Origin of the sequence: Pelotomaculum schinkii, from assembly GCF_004369205.1 — a bacterium.
Taxonomy (GTDB): Bacteria; Bacillota; Desulfotomaculia; order Desulfotomaculales; family Pelotomaculaceae; genus Pelotomaculum_C; species Pelotomaculum_C schinkii.
This window is the reverse complement of sequence record NZ_QFGA01000001.1, coordinates 404,348-421,137: the sequence shown is the minus strand read 5'-3', so window position 1 is coordinate 421,137 and position 16,790 is coordinate 404,348. Positions and strand designations below refer to the sequence as shown.

At 46.7% G+C, this 16,790-nt stretch carries 15 protein-coding genes; 6 read left to right on the top strand and 9 right to left on the bottom strand.

Annotated elements, in window-relative coordinates:
• The first annotated feature begins 109 nt into the window (after window positions 1-109).
• From Psch_RS02065 to Psch_RS21335, 3 genes are all read left to right on the top strand, one after another.
• Window positions 110-424 (top strand): hypothetical protein, encoded by a 315-nt coding sequence (locus Psch_RS02065; protein ID WP_190238993.1) that lies wholly within the window; start codon window positions 110-112, stop codon window positions 422-424.
• Between the two features lie 147 nt (window positions 425-571).
• Complete coding sequence (locus Psch_RS02060) at window positions 572-1,318, top strand: PP-loop family protein (RefSeq protein ID WP_190238992.1); 747 nt, start codon at window positions 572-574, stop codon at window positions 1,316-1,318.
• A gap of 213 nt (window positions 1,319-1,531) precedes the next feature.
• Window positions 1,532-1,837, top strand: coding sequence for a CC/Se motif family (seleno)protein (locus Psch_RS21335; RefSeq protein WP_264175343.1), 306 nt, complete (start codon window positions 1,532-1,534; stop codon window positions 1,835-1,837).
• Window positions 1,838-2,340: 503 nt separating this feature from the next.
• Here the strand turns inward: Psch_RS21335 and Psch_RS02050 are convergent.
• The 3 genes from Psch_RS02050 to Psch_RS02040 form a co-directional block, all read right to left on the bottom strand.
• A complete protein-coding gene (locus tag Psch_RS02050; protein ID WP_190238991.1) occupies window positions 2,341-2,538 on the bottom strand; it encodes a hypothetical protein in 198 nt (65 codons plus the stop codon).
• 651 nt (window positions 2,539-3,189) lie between these two features.
• Complete coding sequence (locus Psch_RS02045; RefSeq protein ID WP_190238990.1) at window positions 3,190-3,441, bottom strand: hypothetical protein; 252 nt, start codon at window positions 3,439-3,441, stop codon at window positions 3,190-3,192.
• Between the two features lie 155 nt (window positions 3,442-3,596).
• Window positions 3,597-4,289: a zinc dependent phospholipase C family protein gene (locus tag Psch_RS02040; protein WP_190238989.1), complete on the bottom strand. Its 693-nt coding sequence runs from the start codon at window positions 4,287-4,289 to the stop codon at window positions 3,597-3,599.
• 221 nt (window positions 4,290-4,510) lie between these two features.
• Between Psch_RS02040 and Psch_RS02035 the strand changes: the two genes are divergently transcribed.
• Genes Psch_RS02035 through Psch_RS02025 form a run of 3 tightly spaced genes read left to right on the top strand, consistent with a single transcriptional unit; the run spans window position 4,511 to window position 8,121 of the window.
• Window positions 4,511-5,593 carry a Coenzyme F420 hydrogenase/dehydrogenase, beta subunit C-terminal domain gene (locus tag Psch_RS02035; protein WP_190238988.1) on the top strand — a complete coding sequence of 361 codons (1,083 nt, stop codon included), beginning with the start codon at window positions 4,511-4,513 and terminating at the stop codon, window positions 5,591-5,593.
• Window positions 5,594-7,507 (top strand): thiamine pyrophosphate-dependent enzyme, encoded by a 1,914-nt coding sequence (locus tag Psch_RS02030; protein ID WP_190238987.1) that lies wholly within the window; start codon window positions 5,594-5,596, stop codon window positions 7,505-7,507.
• Window positions 7,507-8,121, top strand: coding sequence for an indolepyruvate oxidoreductase subunit beta (locus Psch_RS02025; RefSeq protein ID WP_190238986.1), 615 nt, complete (start codon window positions 7,507-7,509; stop codon window positions 8,119-8,121). Before Psch_RS02030 ends, Psch_RS02025 begins: the two co-directional genes overlap by 1 nt.
• Before the next feature lie 200 nt (window positions 8,122-8,321).
• Here the strand turns inward: Psch_RS02025 and nifJ are convergent, their stop codons facing one another.
• The 6 genes from nifJ to Psch_RS01995 form a co-directional block, all read right to left on the bottom strand.
• Window positions 8,322-11,831 carry a pyruvate:ferredoxin (flavodoxin) oxidoreductase gene (nifJ, locus tag Psch_RS02020; RefSeq protein WP_190238985.1) on the bottom strand — a complete coding sequence of 1,170 codons (3,510 nt, stop codon included), beginning with the start codon at window positions 11,829-11,831 and terminating at the stop codon, window positions 8,322-8,324.
• A gap of 241 nt (window positions 11,832-12,072) precedes the next feature.
• Complete coding sequence (locus tag Psch_RS02015) at window positions 12,073-13,476, bottom strand: pyruvate carboxylase subunit B (protein ID WP_190238984.1); 1,404 nt, start codon at window positions 13,474-13,476, stop codon at window positions 12,073-12,075.
• Between the two features lie 46 nt (window positions 13,477-13,522).
• Window positions 13,523-14,452: a malate dehydrogenase gene (gene mdh, locus Psch_RS02010; protein WP_134218333.1), complete on the bottom strand. Its 930-nt coding sequence runs from the start codon at window positions 14,450-14,452 to the stop codon at window positions 13,523-13,525.
• A gap of 100 nt (window positions 14,453-14,552) precedes the next feature.
• Window positions 14,553-14,969: a biotin/lipoyl-containing protein gene (locus tag Psch_RS02005; RefSeq protein WP_134218284.1), complete on the bottom strand. Its 417-nt coding sequence runs from the start codon at window positions 14,967-14,969 to the stop codon at window positions 14,553-14,555.
• Between the two features lie 46 nt (window positions 14,970-15,015).
• Complete coding sequence (locus Psch_RS02000) at window positions 15,016-15,213, bottom strand: hypothetical protein (protein ID WP_134218285.1); 198 nt, start codon at window positions 15,211-15,213, stop codon at window positions 15,016-15,018.
• Between the two features lie 33 nt (window positions 15,214-15,246).
• Window positions 15,247-16,785, bottom strand: coding sequence for an acyl-CoA carboxylase subunit beta (locus Psch_RS01995; protein WP_190238983.1), 1,539 nt, complete (start codon window positions 16,783-16,785; stop codon window positions 15,247-15,249).
• Between the last annotated feature and the right edge of the window lie 5 nt (window positions 16,786-16,790).

The following is a 16,790-nucleotide window of genomic DNA, read 5'->3' as shown; positions in this document are numbered from 1 at the left end:
GTAGGAGAATGACTTCGGTCAGTTTGGATACAATAAAGGAGCAAAGATAATAAGCTATTTCAGGTTAATTATGGAAAATGATATTCAAAAAATTGAAAGAGTTGATTAAATGAAATCGGAATTTGATGCAGCGAAAGCTAAATCGCTTATCGGAAAAAGTGTAGTCATTGGTTTTTCCTACATTGATAAAGATGATAATTTGATCGATCAGGAACAATTATTTGGCGCTATTATTAATTTTAATGAGAGAGTTTGCGTTGTCAAAATAAAGAGTACAGGTAATGAAATGACTTTGCCCCCTGTTGTTGAAGCTTTTGCGGAGGCTGCAAAAGGCGAGTATCGTAATAAAAAAACCGGTGAAGTTGTTACTGACCCGGATTTAACAGTTGCTTGGACAATTAGAATACCAACGCCCGATAATTAAAATTGAATTTATTTTTAAAAAGGCCGGCAATGGCCTTTTTTCGTCTCATGTACTGCAGCTTAAGCCGGGACTTGTTTAAACAATCAAACCCTATTATTATATACTTGACAAATTCGTAGAACATGTTCCAATAAAAGGGGTTTCAACGTGACCAAAAACTTTCAACAGAAGTTTTTAAAAAAAGTCAAACGAGCTATCTATGATTACGGCATGATTGAAAACGGAGACAGGATAGCGGTGGGGTTCTCCGGCGGCAAGGATAGCGTCACCCTTCTGCATGCTCTTCACCTGCTAAGACGTTCGCTTCCTGTCAAGTTTGAACTGGAAGCAGTTTTTATTAAAACCGGTTGGCCGATGGATATACCGGTATTAGAAGACTTCTGCCAATCTCTAAATATATCTTTCCACGTTGTGGAAACGGAAATAGCCAAGATCGTGTTTGAGGACAGGGAGGATGACAATCCCTGCGCTATTTGCTCACACTTGCGCCGTGGAGCTTTACACAGTAAAGCGCTTGAACTTGACTGTAGCAAAATTGCCTTAGGCCATCACCTGGACGATGTAATGGAAACATTTTTTATGAGCATGATCTATACCGGGCAGATGCGCGTTTTTTCACCGGTTACCTTTCTTGACCGAACCGGTTTGACCATGATCAGGCCTCTGGTATACCATCACGTAGAGGAAATCGTTTCTTATGTGGAATCAGAGAAATTGCCATTTATCCAAAATACATGTCCTGCCAATGGTTTTACAAACAGGGAGGTAGTGAAGAAATTTCTTGCAGACATGGTCAAACGTTTCCCTGATTTTAAGGCTCGATTTCTCACTTCCCTCAAAACATTCGATCAGCGGCATTTATGGCCTGATGCCATGTCCAAGTGTTCCGGGTAAACAACATTAAAATAGTTGATAAGGTAGCTTATGATATTCGTAAAAAATGACGCAACATACGTTATTTTGTAGAATTTAGTAGTAAAAGGGATTGTAAATATGATAGAATATCACCATGATACAACAGTATCACTGAAACGCTACATACCGTTGACGTCAAATGTGGGTAATTATGGGTAATTAAAAATTAAAAACGTCTGGAGGCTTAATAAAATGATCAAGGTCGAGATTTGTAAAGAAGCCAGAGACTATATTCTCAAAACGACTGATGCCATTACTGTGGACCTGTTAATGTTAGGCGGGTGAGGGGGCGTAGTTAATGAGCCTGCCGTGTCGGCAGGTAAACCGCATGCGCCCGAAAAATTTGACGAAGTTATTGTTGACGGGATTAAGGTTTATATTTTTAAGGAGGCCGTTAGTGTTCCGGAGGGGATTAAGATATCCCTGGTGGGCGATTGGTGGATATTCCATAGACTGCAGGTCGAAGGGCTGATCTATGAACAACCCATCGCAGGCTGATGTACACAATGACTTTGCCGCTAATCGATATAGTTGATCGTAAATCTGTAAGGCCCGGGCTTTGCAAAAACAAAGCGATTGTCAGGCAACAGCCTGTCGCAGGAATAGCAAAACACAAATGAACCACTTCAAGGCGCCCGCACCGGAGGGCGCCTTTGGTGTTCCTAGCCGTTGTACGTGAAGCAATGGGATAACCTAAAGATAAGCTTAACCAAGATAAGCTTAATCTGTTTACATAACCTGTCTACAACACCGCAGAAACCGCAGAAATGGAGAAGAAAGGAACAAACCCGGCTACCTAACAGTGGGATAAAAGGAACATTTATTGTACATCAGCGTCAATTAACAGCCTCTCGGTGACGGCCAAATGGCCAAGATCAAGATTATAGAAGAAAAACAAAGCTGTCCTTTTTTAGTTTATCAGTTACAAAAAATATAAGAAAAAAGCACCCCATATCGGGTACTTCGCAGCAAAAAAACACCTATAACAAGGAGTCTAAAAATTACTTATGTTGTAGATCTTTATCTGCTTTGATTTTAGTTTGTGGAATGTGATAAATCTCAGTATATGATTCTGTTTCAGCCACTGATAGTGGCGGGGTTGGAATTAATCCGGTACATTCAGATGATACAACTATGTTTGAATCAAAAGATTTATCATCATCAGATTTTAGACGCCTACTTTTGTTTTTTTCTTCCATTAATTATTCATTCCCCTTCCATTTACGCTTATTTTATCCAAGTAAGCGGATAATATAAGTGCAAAAAAAAAATCACCTTTCTTAATGTGGCTGAATACTGGCGGGCAACACCAACTTAACAATCTGATCATAGAAGGCCATAGGAGACGTTTTAAGACACGAAAAAGTTAAGGCTGGTATGAATGGAAATATATTTTGGGAGTTTTAAGAGTTTTACATAGAGATATCTATTTTGTAAACCCGCTAAGGTAGGATGCCGTCGAAGACTAGCCTTGCGGGCGGCGATAACAAAAACGTTAATGCCAGTAAAAGAAAAATCCGCCTAACTGGATGGTACAAAGCGTACCGGGGGCCACTTCAGATCAGGGTAAGTTTACATAATATATATTATCGGAACAAAAATATGGACCCCGAAAAGGGGTTTTGTGTTAGCGTTACCACCAAAAATTATATTTTGAATTATAAATAAGAAGGGCCTATAATTTTATGCTCAACCAGTAATACAAAAAATTCATTATATGTTTAGTTTACTTTTTTTAATATATTTTTTGTAACGCCAAAAATTAACAAATCACCTCTGTTGTCAAAAAGATTATCCTCCCCGCTTGTCTTCATGTTTTTGCACTATTTAGGCAATTAAAAGGCCGGCTTTTACCGGTCTGCAGGGTTCTTTCCTGATTTTTTCTTTTTTTTCTTGACTCTACTCTCCTCTAACATTAGGATATCATCTATAATAATAGCTTTGTAATCCGGTATTTTGAGACACTTAGCACAATTGTCGCAAATCTTTCCAGGATCCAGATCACATACAAAACATTCACAACAATTATCGCAAATCTTATCCTCCTCTAAAATACATTTAATAGATAATACGTCAGAATTTACATAGCCACCTTTATGCATTGCTAATCATCCTTGTCAGTAAGTTAAATGTAATTGTGAAACATAGTTATATTCTATAACGTTCCAACTTATAATGCATTATTTTGTTCTTAAAATGATTATAAATAATCCTTAATGCGTAAATAGAGCGGCAAAATGTCTTAAGTTCATGTCAATCATTTATTTGCGTGTTTTCTGGTAAAGTCAATGGCAAACTTTAGAAATCCTGCTGTCGAACGTTGGGCCAGTGGTAACAGTACACTGGTAGCAAGCTTATATGAGCTATCAGTACCTATATTAGAAACATATGGGAAATAGCATCTTGATAATCTGGCGTTAAACAATAGCCAGTCGCTCGGGGTGAAAATTTTGTTGTATATACCTCCTGCCTCTACAACAAAATTATTATAATTTTTCAATACCCAGTTTTCGTATTCCTTATGGCCTGAAAAAGCTGCACCTTTAGCATGGTGCGGAACACACAGGTCCTGGATCAGATGTGAAGCTGCTCCTAAATAAAAGTAGTACCTCCCCTTATCACCGCGTTCCCAATTGGTTATGGCTTTGTTAAAACAATTATCAAATTCCAGTCTTGCATCAGGCCAGGGTCCCAGTCCTTGGTTGACAACTGGATCAAAGTAATGCGAAAAGTTCTTCCATCCTTTGTCTGCCCACAGTACTCCCTGCTTTAAGAATTCTATGTAATTGCTTATATTACGGGCGTATTGTATAGCCCCGTCGTTTTTTAGTATAAGCAAAGCTTGGTTGATGCAAAAAAGATGGGTATCGCCTTTGCCGGAAACAAGCTTTTGAATTGGTGTTCCCGCAGCTAGAAACAGTTTTACTGCATTCCATGAGGTTGGCCCCATTATTATCCCCCCTCAATTTTTTTCATATTTACCTATAAACAGTTATTAATGATCCTGAACAATGATGGTAATATATCCCACACCTTGCTTAAATATTACTTATTAACATGCAAAAATGCAAATTAGATCAAAAAAAATAAAAAAAATACCAATCTGAAAGGAATTACCATCTCTTAAAAAGAAATAAAATAAAACATATCAAAATATGGAAGAGGGGTATTATGGAAAACTGTGAGCTTGAGTATGGGGCAGCGGCTAGGTTAAAGGAAGGTGTGCTTGATCCCGGCCTTTGCAGCGGTTGTGGCGCATGTGTCGGTTTTTGCCCGTATATAAAGTCTTATAACGAGCGAGTTGCTATTATCCATAATTGCCAGATCTGTGAGGGTATTTGCTACCGGATCTGCCCTCGTGGTTTTACACAATACATGTCTTTACGACGGGAGGTTTTTGGAGCAGCTGACTTTGATCCTGTGCTGGGAGCCCATAAAGAGATATACTTTGCCCGTGCCGCTGAAGAAAAAATAAGATCGTGCGGCCAATACGGAGGAGTCGTCTCAGCGCTTTCTGTCTTTGCTCTTAAAGAGGGGTTTATTGAAAGCATTCTGATGACAGGTGGCAATGTGAAAGGGACAAAACCGGTTCTGGTTTCATCTGCCAGCGGTGTAACTGAGTGCGCCGGCTCAAAATATACTGCCGCCCCTACCCTCCGCCTTTTCCAGGATGCTGTAAGGAAAGGATATCAAAAGATTGGCGTTGTTGGCCGGCCTTGCCAGGTTACTGCATCACGTAAGATGCAGCAGGCTTCAGAGATTAATGGGCAGTGTATATCGCTCGTGATTGGACTGTTTTGCATGGGTTCGTTTTCACCTGAGTTCTATACTTTTATCAATATGAAGGATTTGGGTAGCTACGACCGTATGGATATTCCAAAAGATGTTCATTTCCGTGGTTCCGGTCAAGAAATAATTATACCTTTTGAAGAGATGCGCCAGTTTATCCGCAATGCATGCCTCTCCTGCTATGATCCACTCTCGGAACTGGCTGATATATCGGTTGGTTCAACTGAATATGACCCTGATTGGAATGCCCTGATTTTACGTACTACAAAGGGCTCTGAGTTAGTCGAACAAGCGTGCGCCAGCGGTTATATCGAGATCAAACCTTACCCCCCAGAGTTATTGCCAATTTTAAGAAAAGCTGTTTTTCGTAGAAAAAAGAGAGTTCTTGAACGTCCGGACTTCACTTACCTAAACCTTTCTGCGCAGGAAAGAGAATATTTTCTGTCTACGGGAGATGACGACTAAATGGGTTGGAAAGACGCTATAGAAGGCAAACCGGGAGATTTGGTTTTATTAAATGGAAACGAAGCCATCGCACGAGGCGCCCTCGAAGCAGGGGTACGCTACGCTTCTTCCTACCCTGGCTCACCTTCTTCGGAAATTACCGAAACCCTTTCCAGAGTCCCGGCATCCGATCTTTATGCGGAGTGGTCGGCAAATGAGATAGTATCACTCGAAGGAGCTACGGCAGCTTCTTTTGCCGGACTGAGGGCTCTGTGTACCATGAAAGCTGATGGTTTAAATGTAGCCTATGATTTCCTTACCAGTATGAATTTAGGCGGCTGTAAAGGCGGGCTGGTACTTACCGTCGCAGATGACCCACAGGGTCATTCCAGCGTGAAAGAGTATGATTCACGATATTTGGCGAAGTCGGCTATGGTTCCGGTACTGGAACCGTCTACTGTTAAGGAAGCCAGAGAGATGGCTATCAAGGCATTTGACATATCTGAGCAAATAAAAGGACCAGTCCTACTCCGTTCCGTTACCAGAGTTTCACACTCACGAGGTTTGGTCAGGCTTGGCTTACTGGCGCATCAAAAGAGAAAGGCGGAATTTCCTGTCGGCCAACGTTTTTTGACTAAAACCTTATTCCATATGAAGGCCAGGGACAGGTTGACGCAGGCTGCCATTATTTTCGAAGAATGCAAGTTTAATTATACCGAAGGTCCGGATCGTGCAGATACTGCAATATTTTGTTGTGGCACCAGCCTGTTGTACGCCCGTGAGGCCATTAACATTCTTGGTCTTCAAGGTAAAATAAAACTTGTAAAGATAGGGACTACCTTTCCCCTGCCGGAAAGATTTATCCTGTACAACCTGCAGGGAGTTAAAAATGTTATTTTTGCCGAAGAAACACGGTCTTTTATAGAGGAAGGCGTAATGCTCATCTATGCCAGGCACAATATTGGTAATATCCGATTCTATGGTAAAGCATCAGGTGATATTTCTGGAGTACGTGGACCCTACTGCGGTGAGATGAACCCTGATATCATTATAAAAGCACTTGCCAAAGTCAAGGGTATTCTATACGAAGCGCCGGGCTATTCTCCAGAAACAATAGTTGAATTTACCAACCTGCTGCCTCCGAGAGAATACGCTATGTGTCCTGGTTGCCCGCACCGTGCTTCTTTTTGGGCTGTTAAAACGGCTATTGCCGTAGACAACAGGAATTGTATAGTCGCGGGGGATATAGGCTGCTACTGTCTTGGCGCATGGGATACAGGCTATAACCTGTTTGATACTCTGCACTGCATGGGCGCCGGACCGGGTATTGCCAGCGGTTTAAGCAAGTTGGAGAAATTCGGCCTTCAGAGACCTACCCTAACTATTGTAGGAGATTCAACATTTTATCATGCGGTAATACCTGGCCTTATCAATGGTCGTTACAGCGGTTCTAATTTTCTTTGTATTGTCCTCGACAACAACGTAACGGCAATGACTGGCCACCAGCCACATCCCGGGTCAGGTATAAGTAACCACGGCAGGCCTACTACTGCCATCCCAATCGAAGAAATCGTCCGTGGACTGGGTATACCTTGCACCATTGCAGATCCTTTTGAAAACGACAAAACAGCTGAAACCATCAACTCCCTGCTAAGAGAACCCGACGTGAAAGTATTGATTCTACGCCAGGAGTGTGCCTTGGTAGCAGCACGCAAGAGCCAACGAAAGAAGCGTGTTTATGTCGATCAGTCACTTTGCAGGGGTGAGTCTTGCGGTTGTGGACGCTTTTGCACTTCAGTGTGGGGCTGTCCGGGCAATATCTGGGATCCTGTTGCGGGAAAGGCATCCATAGACGAAGCGGTCTGTGCCGGATGCGGCGTCTGCGCAACTTTGTGTCCTGCCGGGGCTATCATTGCCGGGGAGGTTGATAAATAATGAAAGATCCTATCAATCTGGTCATAACTGGAGTTGGCGGCCAGGGCAACATACTGGTTTCTGAAATCCTGGCGAAGGCTGCCTCAGTAGAAGGCTTCAGGGTTACGGTCGGTGAATCTTACGGTATGTCTCAGCGTGGCGGTTCCGTATCCTCCCATATTCGTCTTTCACGCAACTGCCTTTACGGACCGATTATACCGGCGGGCCATGTCGATATTATTGTCGGTTTTGAACCTGTAGAAGCGGCTAGGATTGCTATCGAACTGGGCAGCCCGAAAGTAAAAATAATTGTCAACCCTCGCCCGGTCTTCCCCGTTCACGTTCTCATGGGCAAATGCGAATACCCACATGTAGAAGATTTGTTGGAAAAAATTAAAGAGATAACAGCTCAGACGCTGGCTATAGAGAGCACAGTACTAGCGGCGCAGGCAGGAGATCCAGTTGTGCAAAATATCATCATGGTTGGCGCGCTGGCAGGCTCCGGGTACTTGCCCATCCCCCATGAAACATTTGAGGAAATTATTACTAAAGTAGTACCACAAAAAGCATTAGAATTAAACCAGAAGGCATTTAAAATCGGTTTTGAAACGGCCCAAAACATAAATCGGCCATAAACCAAGGCTCCATATGTCTTTGGGGAGCCAAAAGAGACTATTAAAATACTAAGATGCAGGTGCGAGTAAATTTGCACCTGCATTTAACCTGGCATGCAAGTTTTAATTTTGTACAGAACAAACTGAATAACATTCTTTAACTAAGAAAAAAAAGGAGGACACATTGTCCTCCTTTTTTTATTCAGGCCATCAGCAAACTTTTAACCTTCTGCGAGTTTTTTGTAGAATTCGTATCTTTCCTTGGCATCTGCTTGTGTTTTTTGGAAGAGAGCTTCTGCTTGGCCCGGGAACAGTTTCGCAAGTGAGCTGTAACGAGTTTCACTCATAATGAAGTCTCTGAAGGAATCCAGATCCGGCTCTTTAGAATCGAGGATAAACGGATTCTTGCCCTCTTGCTTGAGTAGAGGATTGTACCTGTACAGGTGCCAGTAACCGGCTTTAACTGCCTTGGCCATTTCTTGCTGGCTCTTGGTCATATTGATGCCGTGGTTGATGCAGGAGGAATAGCAGATGATCAGGGACGGCCCGGGATACTCTTCAGCTTCCTTGAAGGCTTTAACGCATTGGGCCTGGTCGGCGCCCATGGCAACCTGCGCCACATATACATAGCCATAGGTCATAGCCATGGCGCCGAGGTCTTTCTTCTTCGTCTTCTTACCTGCGGCGGCAAACTTGGCGATAGCCGCAGCCGGTGTTGATTTGGAGGACTGGCCGCCGGTATTGGAATAAACTTCGGTGTCTAAGACCAGGATGTTGATATCTTCACCAGATGCCACCACGTGGTCCAAGCCGCCGTAACCGATGTCATAGCCCCAACCGTCTCCACCGAAGGCCCAGTTGGACTTCTTGATCAGGAAGTCTTTTCTGTCGATAATCCCTTGAATTACAGGATGGGTCTGCCCTTCCAAGAGAGGCAGGATCTTGGCTGTAGCAGCTTTGGACGCCTCAGCATTGTACATGCCTTCCAGCCATTCCTGGAACGCCTCTTTAAGTTCCTGTGGAATATCAAGAGATATGGCTTCTTGCATCAGCTCGGCAACCTTATTTCTGATCTTCTTAACACCAAGATACAGACCGAAGCCGAATTCCGCGCTGTCCTCAAACAGGGAGTTGGACCAGGCCGGGCCCTTGCCTTCCGCATTTGTGGTGTAAGGCATGGAAGGAGCGGCGGCAGCCCAGATGGATGTGCAGCCCGTGGCGTTCGACATCATCATCCTGTCTCCAAAGAGCTGGGTGAGAAGTTTTACGTACGGAGTTTCGCCGCAGCCGGCGCAGGCGCCGGAGAACTCCAGCAGGGGCTGGCAGAACTGGCTGCCTTTTACGCTGAATTTGTTCCAGAGTTTGTCTTTTACAGGAATCGTCATGGCAAATTCCCAGTTGGCTGCTTCAACTTCTTTTTGGCTGTCAATGGGTTCCATAACGAGGGCTTTTTCCTTCGACGGGCAGGTATTCACGCAGACTTCACAGCCCATGCAATCCAACGGTGTGACCTGCATGCGATAAGCTAACCCGGAGAGCTGTTTGCCGATGGCTGGTTTGGTTTCAAACGTAGCCGGAGCGTTCTTGGCTTCTTCCTCGGTCAACAGGATCGGCCTGATGGCTGCATGCGGGCAGACAAACGAACACTGGTTGCACTGAATGCAGTTCTCTTTGATCCACCTGGGTACAAACGCTGCCACACCGCGTTTTTCATATGCGGCAGTGCCGGGCGGGAAGGTGCCGTCTTCCACACCTTTAAAGGCGCTGACGGGAAGCGTATCTCCCTCGTTCCTGGCCATGATCCGCAAGACGTTCTTAATGAAATCGGGCTCGTCTTTTTCTACAACCGGCTCATCAGGAGCGTCAGCCCATGAGTCAGGTATATTAATTTTCACCAGGCTGCTGATACCGGCATCAACAGAAGCATTGTTCATGTTGACGATCTTATCGCCTTTTTTGCCGTAAGCTTTCATGATTTGGTCTTTCATGTAACCAACAGCTTCGTCAATAGGAATGACTCTTGCCAGTTTGAAGAAAGCCGCCTGCATGATCATATTGGTACGGTTGCCCAAGCCAAGTTCCCTGGCGATTTCCACAGCGTTGATTGTAAAGAAGTTAATTTTGTTTTTAGCAAGATATCTCTTAATCTTTGCCGGCAGTTTTTCTTCCAACTCTTCCGGTGACCAGACACAGTTGAGCAGGAAGGCGCCGCCAGGTTTGAGACCTGCAGTTAAATCATAAACGTTAACATAAGACTGGTTGCTGCAGGAAATGAAGTCAGCTGTGTTAATCAGGTAAGGCGCCTTAATGGGCTTTTTGCCAAAGCGCAGGTGGGAAACGGTGATGCCTCCTGATTTTTTGGAGTCATAGGCAAAATAGGCTTGCGCAAAAAGGTCGGTGTGATCACCGATGATTTCGACAGCCTGTTTGTTGGCGCCGACTGTACCGTCAGAACCTAACCCCCAGAACTTGCACTGGATGGTCCCTTCCGGAGCAACGTCGATATCCTCTCCCCTGTCAAGGGATGTAAAGGATACGTCGTCGATAATGCTGATGGTGAAATTATTCTTTGGTTCATCCGCTTTCAGGTTTTCATATACAGCTACGATATCGGAGGGCAGGGTGTCTTTAGAGCCCAGACCGTAACGTCCGCCGACAACGAGAGGTTTAAGATTTGAGTTGAAGAATAAGTTGCAAATGTCATTATATAACGGCTCTCCAGGAGATCCAGGGGTCTTAATCCGGTCAAGTACGGCAATTCTCTTTACAGTCTTCGGGTATACGTCAAAGAAGTATTTCGCCGAGAAAGGTCTGTACAGGTGTACTTTGATCATACCAACCTTTTCTCCCTTGGCCATCAGGTAGTTGATGGTCTCTTCAGCGGTATCACAGACAGATCCCATTGCCACGATGATGTTTTCCGCATCAGGCGCGCCGTAATAATCAAACGGTTTGTATTCCCGGCCGGTAATCTTGCCTATTTCCCTCATGTATTCTGCTACGATATCGGGGACTGGCTCGAAGAACGGGCTGCAAGCCTCTCGGGCCTGGAAGAAAATATCCGGGTTCTGGTTGGAGCCCCTGATAACCGGGCGGTCCGGATTCAAACTGTTGTCCCGGAATGCCTTGACAGCATCCATGTCAACCAGTTTGGCAAAATCATCATAATCGATGACCTCTACCTTCTGCTGCTCGTGGGAGGTTCTGAAACCATCATAGAAGTGCAGGAAAGGTACCCTGGACTTGATGGCGGCCAGGTGGGCGACGCCACCGATATCAATTACTTCCTGAACACTGTTGGAGCACAGTAAAGCAAAGCCCGTTTGGACAGTTGACATTACATCGGAGTGGTCACCGAAAATGTTCAACGCATGGGTTGCGATGCTGCGGGCTGTCACGTGCAGCACGCCGGGGAGAAGTTCGCCGGCTATTTTGTACATGCTGGGGATCATCAAGAGCAAGCCTTGTGACGCTGTATAGCTTGTTGTTAACGCGCCCGCGCATAAAGCGCCGTGCATGGCTGCGGAAGCGCCTGCTTCAGATTGCATTTCCGTAACGTCCACCGTTTGACCGAAAATATTTTTCAGCCCCTGTGCGCTCCACTCGTCAACATATTCTGCCATTGGAGAGGATGGAGTGATGGGGAAAATGCAGGCGCATTCGGTAAATGCATAGGACACATATGCCGCCGCCTTAGTCCCGTCCATCGTCTTCATCTTGTCTTTTGCCATTAATTAGTTAACCTCCTTTGAGTTCCGGGTTCAAGCCAATATAAGCCCAGGAAAATAAAACTTTTGCAATTTCGGCATAGAATTAATACATTTAGTATCTTACCACATGTCAAGGCTGTTGGAACACTATAAATTTTAAACAGTTCGTTTATTCGTTATTTTGAAAAAGTTTTTGCGGACCGCTATACTGGCGGTCCGTCAACCTCCCGTCAGTCTATTGTATATATTCACGAAATTCAAACTAAACGGGATAGAACTCAGAGCTTTTCTTGGCTAGTTCAACATCAACGTTGAGCTTCTTGGACATCCTTTCTTCCAGGAACTTGGGCGCTACCTGCGGGTAAATGGCGCAGGAAATGATATCTTCCTCTTTCTCCATGACCGGAGCGATCATTTCCTTGGCCTTGGGCAGTTCCGGTTCCAGCATGTCGGCCGGGCGGCAGGTAATCGGCTGTTCATCACCAATGATCATCTTGCGTGCTTCTTCATTGATGGGAGCCGGAGGACGGCCGTAATAACCGCGCATGTACTGTTTGACTTCGTTGGTGCACATCTTATAGCGGCCCATAAGGACGTTCAGCACCGCCTGAGAGCCAACGATCTGGCTGGACGGGGTTACCAGAGGCGGCCAACCGAAGTCTTCCTGCACTCTCGGCATTTCCTCAAGCACCTCGGGCAGCCGGTGCAGAGCGTTAGCCTGCTGCAGCTGGGAGAGGAAGTTGGACATCATGCCGCCTGGGACCTGGGATACCAGGATGCCGGCGTCCGGATATTTCTGCGCCAGATCGAACGCAGCGTAAAGCGGCCGGATGTTCTTCCAATAATCTGCAAGTTCAATCATGGGTTTAAGGTCTAAACCAGGATCATACTCAGTACCTTCAAAAGCTGCACACATGACTTCAATGGATGGCTGCGAAGTCTGTACAGACATAGGCGATATGGCACAGTCAATGATATTGGCGCCTGCTTCTATACCTTTCATATAGGCCATGGCGCCCATGCCGCTGGTATAGTGGCAGTGAATTTGGATCGGTACGGTTATTCCGGCATCCCTCATCCCTTTTACAATATTGTAAGTTATATAAGGTGCAATAATGCCGGCCATATCCTTGATCGCAATTGAATGGACCCCCATCGATTCCAGTTCTTTAGCCAATTTTACATAATATTCAACTGTATGCACCGGGCTGATGGCGTAACAAATGGTGCCCTGCGCGTGTGCGCCCTCATCAATAACAGTTTTGATTGCTACTTCCAGGTTGCGGTAGTCGTTTAATGCGTCGAAGCAGCGGAATATATCCATGCCGTTAAAAACGGCTTTTTTGATGAATTCAATTAGAACGTCATCAGCATAGTTCCGGTAACCGACGATGTTCTGCCCTCTCAAAAGCATTTGAGTCTTGGTCTTTTTAAGGTGACGCCTGATTACACGTAGACGTTCCCAGGGATCATCACCACAAAAGCGCATACAGGTATCGAAGGTGGCCCCACCCCACATTTCCATGGAATAGAAGCCGATTTCATCGTGTTTTTCCGCGATGGGAATCATGTGCTCGGTTTTCATCCGGGTCGCCAACAGCGACTGGTGGGCATCCCGGAATGTTGTATCGGTTATCAAAGCAGCTTTTGGGCCTTTAGTTGCCATCTTATTATCCTCCCCTTTTCTCGCTGGCTGGACTTTAGTCAAGGTACTACAGCCCAACTACCTTCATCAGGTCGCGAACGGCCTGGATGGAATTATCCAGGGCGGCTTTTTCTTCCGCAGTCAAATCAAGTTCATATATCTTTTCTACACCATTGCCGCCGATCAATGCAGGCACACCGGTATAAAGGTCTTTGGCGCCATATTCACCATTCAGATAGCAGGCTACGGGCATAATACGTTTTTTATCTTTAAGCACCGCTTCAGCCATCTGCACGCAGGCAGCAGAAGGAGCATAGTAAGCGCTGCCGGTCTTAAGGAAGCTCACAATCTCCGCGCCGCCGTGGGCGGTTCTCTTGACGATCTCAGCAAGCCGTTCGGCTGGTATTAATTGTGTAATAGGGATACCCCCCGCAAAGGAATGGCTTAGTACGGGCACCATGGTATCCCCGTGTCCGCCAAGCACCATGGCGCTGACATCTTCAAAAGAAACACCAAGTTCCAGCGCCAGGAAGGTGCGGAAACGGGCCGAATCGAGCACGCCGGCCTGGCCAAAAACGCGGTTGGCCGGGAAGCCGGTAGCCTTATAGGCAGCATAGACCATGACATCGAGCGGGTTGGATACGACAATAATCGTGCAGTTCGGTGAATAGCGGGCAATGTTCTCCGCACACGAGACGACAATCTTGTAGTTGATATTCAAGAGGTCGTCCCGGCTCATCCCGGGCTTACGGGCAATACCGGCGGTAATGATGGCCACGTCTGAATCAGCTGTGTCCTCATAGTTATTGGTCCCGGTAATGATGCTGTCATAGCGATAAATTGGAGCAGCTTGCATCAGGTCGAGGGCTTTACCCTGGGGAACCCCTTCGACAACGTCAACCAGAACAACATCGCCCAGTTCCCTTGCCGCTGCCCAGTGAGCACATGTTGCGCCGACGTTACCTGCGCCAACGACGGTAATCTTTTTTCTTTTCATCATAAAATATCCCTCCCAACCTAAAATAAATAGTATTACATTTGTCTTGCCGGTGATGCTCCGGCAGAGGCGCCATAGCAGCGCCTCCGACCTTTAAGTTTTAGCCGATTATGATCAGTTGATCTCCACCGTTAACAGCCTGTCCCTTGGTTACCTTGACTTCTTTAATTGTTCCGGCTTTGTCGGCCTGGAGCTCATTTTCCATCTTCATGGCTTCCAGGATCAGTAACACATCGCCAACCTTAACAGCATCGCCCACTTTGACTCTAACATCAAGAATGGTGCCGGGCATAGGGGCGCATAAAGCGCCGCCACCGCCACCACCTGCGGCAGGTTTGGGGGCCGCGGTTGGAGCCGGGGCTGCCGCGGGAGCGGCCGGGGCCGGCGCCGCCGGGGGAGCCGCAACAGGAGCCGGCGGCGGAGCTACCGGGGCTGGCGCTGCTGCTGCGCTTCCACCAATTGCTTCAACTTCAACTTCATAAACTTCGCCATTTACCGTAATCTTAAACTTTTGCATACAGTTTCCCTCCTAAATGGTAGGCCTGTTCTAGCTGCCGTATTAATTACATATAGTCCCTGTTTAAATCACGACCTAGCATAATCTCAGTTATGCCGGCTTTTCTCCAGGGGCTCATGCCCTTGGTGACTTTCCTGACCTGATAACCTTCTTGCGCTGAGAAGCCGTAAAGGGCAATTGCCGCTGTTATAGCGGCCAGTACTTCGGGTTTGATACCGGCCTTTGTTTTAGTGGCTGCAGACATGTGTTATTCCTCCTCCTTGCCGGTACTCCAACACTACATGGGAATGTTACCGTGTTTCTTCCGGGGCCTGCTCTCACGTTTGGTTGACAGGTTATGCAGGGCTTCAATAATGTTGGCTCTGGTTTCACGCGGGTCGATAACATCCTGAATGAAGCCTCTGGCACTGGCAATATAGGGGTTGGCAAAGCGGTCACGGTAATCCTGCACCAGCTGTTTGCGCGTTTCAACCGGGTTTTCAGCCGCGGCAATTTCCTTGCGGTTAATGACGTTAACCGCCCCTTCCGGGCCCATCACGGCAATTTCAGCGCTGGGCCAGGCAAATGTGGAGTCAGCCCGCAGTGAGGCTGCGCACATGGCCAGATAAGCTCCCCCATAAGCCTTACGGGTAATAATCGTGATCTTGGGAACCGTCGCCTCAGAGTAGGCGTACAGCATCTTGGCGCCGTGCCGGATAATCCCGCCGTATTCCTGTTGCACGCCGGGGAGGAAGCCCGGGACATCCATGAAAGTAATAATGGGAATGTTGAAGCAGTCGCAGAAACGAATCTGACGCGCGATTTTGTCTGAAACGTTGATGTCTAGGCAGCCTGCCAGGACCCTCGGCTGGTTGGCTATAATTCCTACCGATTGACCGTTGATCCTGGCGAAGCCTACGACACCGTTTATTGCATAGAATTGGTGTACTTCCAGTAAAGAGCCGGCGTCCACCACGGCATTGATCAGATTGCGGACATCATAACCTTTGTTTGCGTCATCAGGAATAACGCTAAGCAAAGTCTCTTTGTCCAAGGCGGGTTCAGTTGCCGGGAATACCGGCGGGTCTTCCAGGTTGTTTAAGGGAAGGTAACTGATTAGGGATTTGATTTGGGCTAAGCATTCCTCTTCACTGTTGGCCAGGAAGTGCGCCACACCGCTAACCTGGTTGTGCGTGGAGGCTCCGCCCAAGGCCTCCTGGCTTACATCCTCACCGGTTGTTGCTTTGATCACCAGCGGGCCGGTAATAAACATCTGGCTGGTTCCGGAAACCATCATAATGAAGTCGGTCAGAGCCGGGGAGTACACAGCGCCCCCTGCGCAGGGTCCCATGATCACGGAAATCTGGGGGATTACACCGGAAGCGACGGTGTTGCGGAAGAAGATCTGGCCATACCCGTCAAGAGCGTCGACACCTTCCTGGATCCTGGCGCCGCCGGAATCACAGATGCCGATTACCGGCGCCCCTACTGTCATGGCCATATCGAGTACCTTGCAAATTTTCGCGGCGTGAACGCGTCCAAGTGAGCCCCCTACTACGGTAAAGTCCTGGGCGAAGATATAAACCCTGCGGCCGCCGATGGTCCCGTAGCCGCCGACAACACCTTCACCGGGGTTCTTCACCTTTTTGTATTCAATCTCTGTGTTGGCAAATACGTCGATTTCTTTAAAGGAGCCCGGGTCAAACAATTCATTGATCCGCTCGCGGGCGGTCTTTTTGCCCCCTTCATGCTGCTTGTCGATCCTTTTCTGGCCACCGCCAGCTTCGACGTCTGCCCTTAGTTTATTAAGCAGATCCAGTTTATCCTGCATACTCATGTGAT

Excerpts from the sequence above, each read along its gene's own strand:
- Psch_RS02050 (WP_190238991.1), bottom strand. The coding sequence starts at position 2,538 with ATGGAAGAAAAAAACAAAAGTAGGCGTCTAAAATCTGATGATGATAAA.
- Psch_RS02035 (WP_190238988.1), top strand. The coding sequence starts at position 4,511 with ATGGAAAACTGTGAGCTTGAGTATGGGGCAGCGGCTAGGTTAAAGGAA.
- Psch_RS02015 (WP_190238984.1), bottom strand. The coding sequence starts at position 13,476 with ATGGCAACTAAAGGCCCAAAAGCTGCTTTGATAACCGATACAACATTC.
- nifJ (WP_190238985.1), bottom strand. The coding sequence starts at position 11,831 with ATGGCAAAAGACAAGATGAAGACGATGGACGGGACTAAGGCGGCGGCA.
- Psch_RS02025 (WP_190238986.1), top strand. The coding sequence starts at position 7,507 with ATGAAAGATCCTATCAATCTGGTCATAACTGGAGTTGGCGGCCAGGGC.
- Psch_RS02045 (WP_190238990.1), bottom strand. The coding sequence starts at position 3,441 with ATGCATAAAGGTGGCTATGTAAATTCTGACGTATTATCTATTAAATGT.
- Psch_RS02040 (WP_190238989.1), bottom strand. The coding sequence starts at position 4,289 with ATGGGGCCAACCTCATGGAATGCAGTAAAACTGTTTCTAGCTGCGGGA.
- Psch_RS01995 (WP_190238983.1), bottom strand. The coding sequence starts at position 16,785 with ATGAGTATGCAGGATAAACTGGATCTGCTTAATAAACTAAGGGCAGAC.
- mdh (WP_134218333.1), bottom strand. The coding sequence starts at position 14,452 with ATGAAAAGAAAAAAGATTACCGTCGTTGGCGCAGGTAACGTCGGCGCA.
- Psch_RS02005 (WP_134218284.1), bottom strand. The coding sequence starts at position 14,969 with ATGCAAAAGTTTAAGATTACGGTAAATGGCGAAGTTTATGAAGTTGAA.
- Psch_RS02030 (WP_190238987.1), top strand. The coding sequence starts at position 5,594 with ATGGGTTGGAAAGACGCTATAGAAGGCAAACCGGGAGATTTGGTTTTA.
- Psch_RS02065 (WP_190238993.1), top strand. The coding sequence starts at position 110 with ATGAAATCGGAATTTGATGCAGCGAAAGCTAAATCGCTTATCGGAAAA.
- Psch_RS02000 (WP_134218285.1), bottom strand. The coding sequence starts at position 15,213 with ATGTCTGCAGCCACTAAAACAAAGGCCGGTATCAAACCCGAAGTACTG.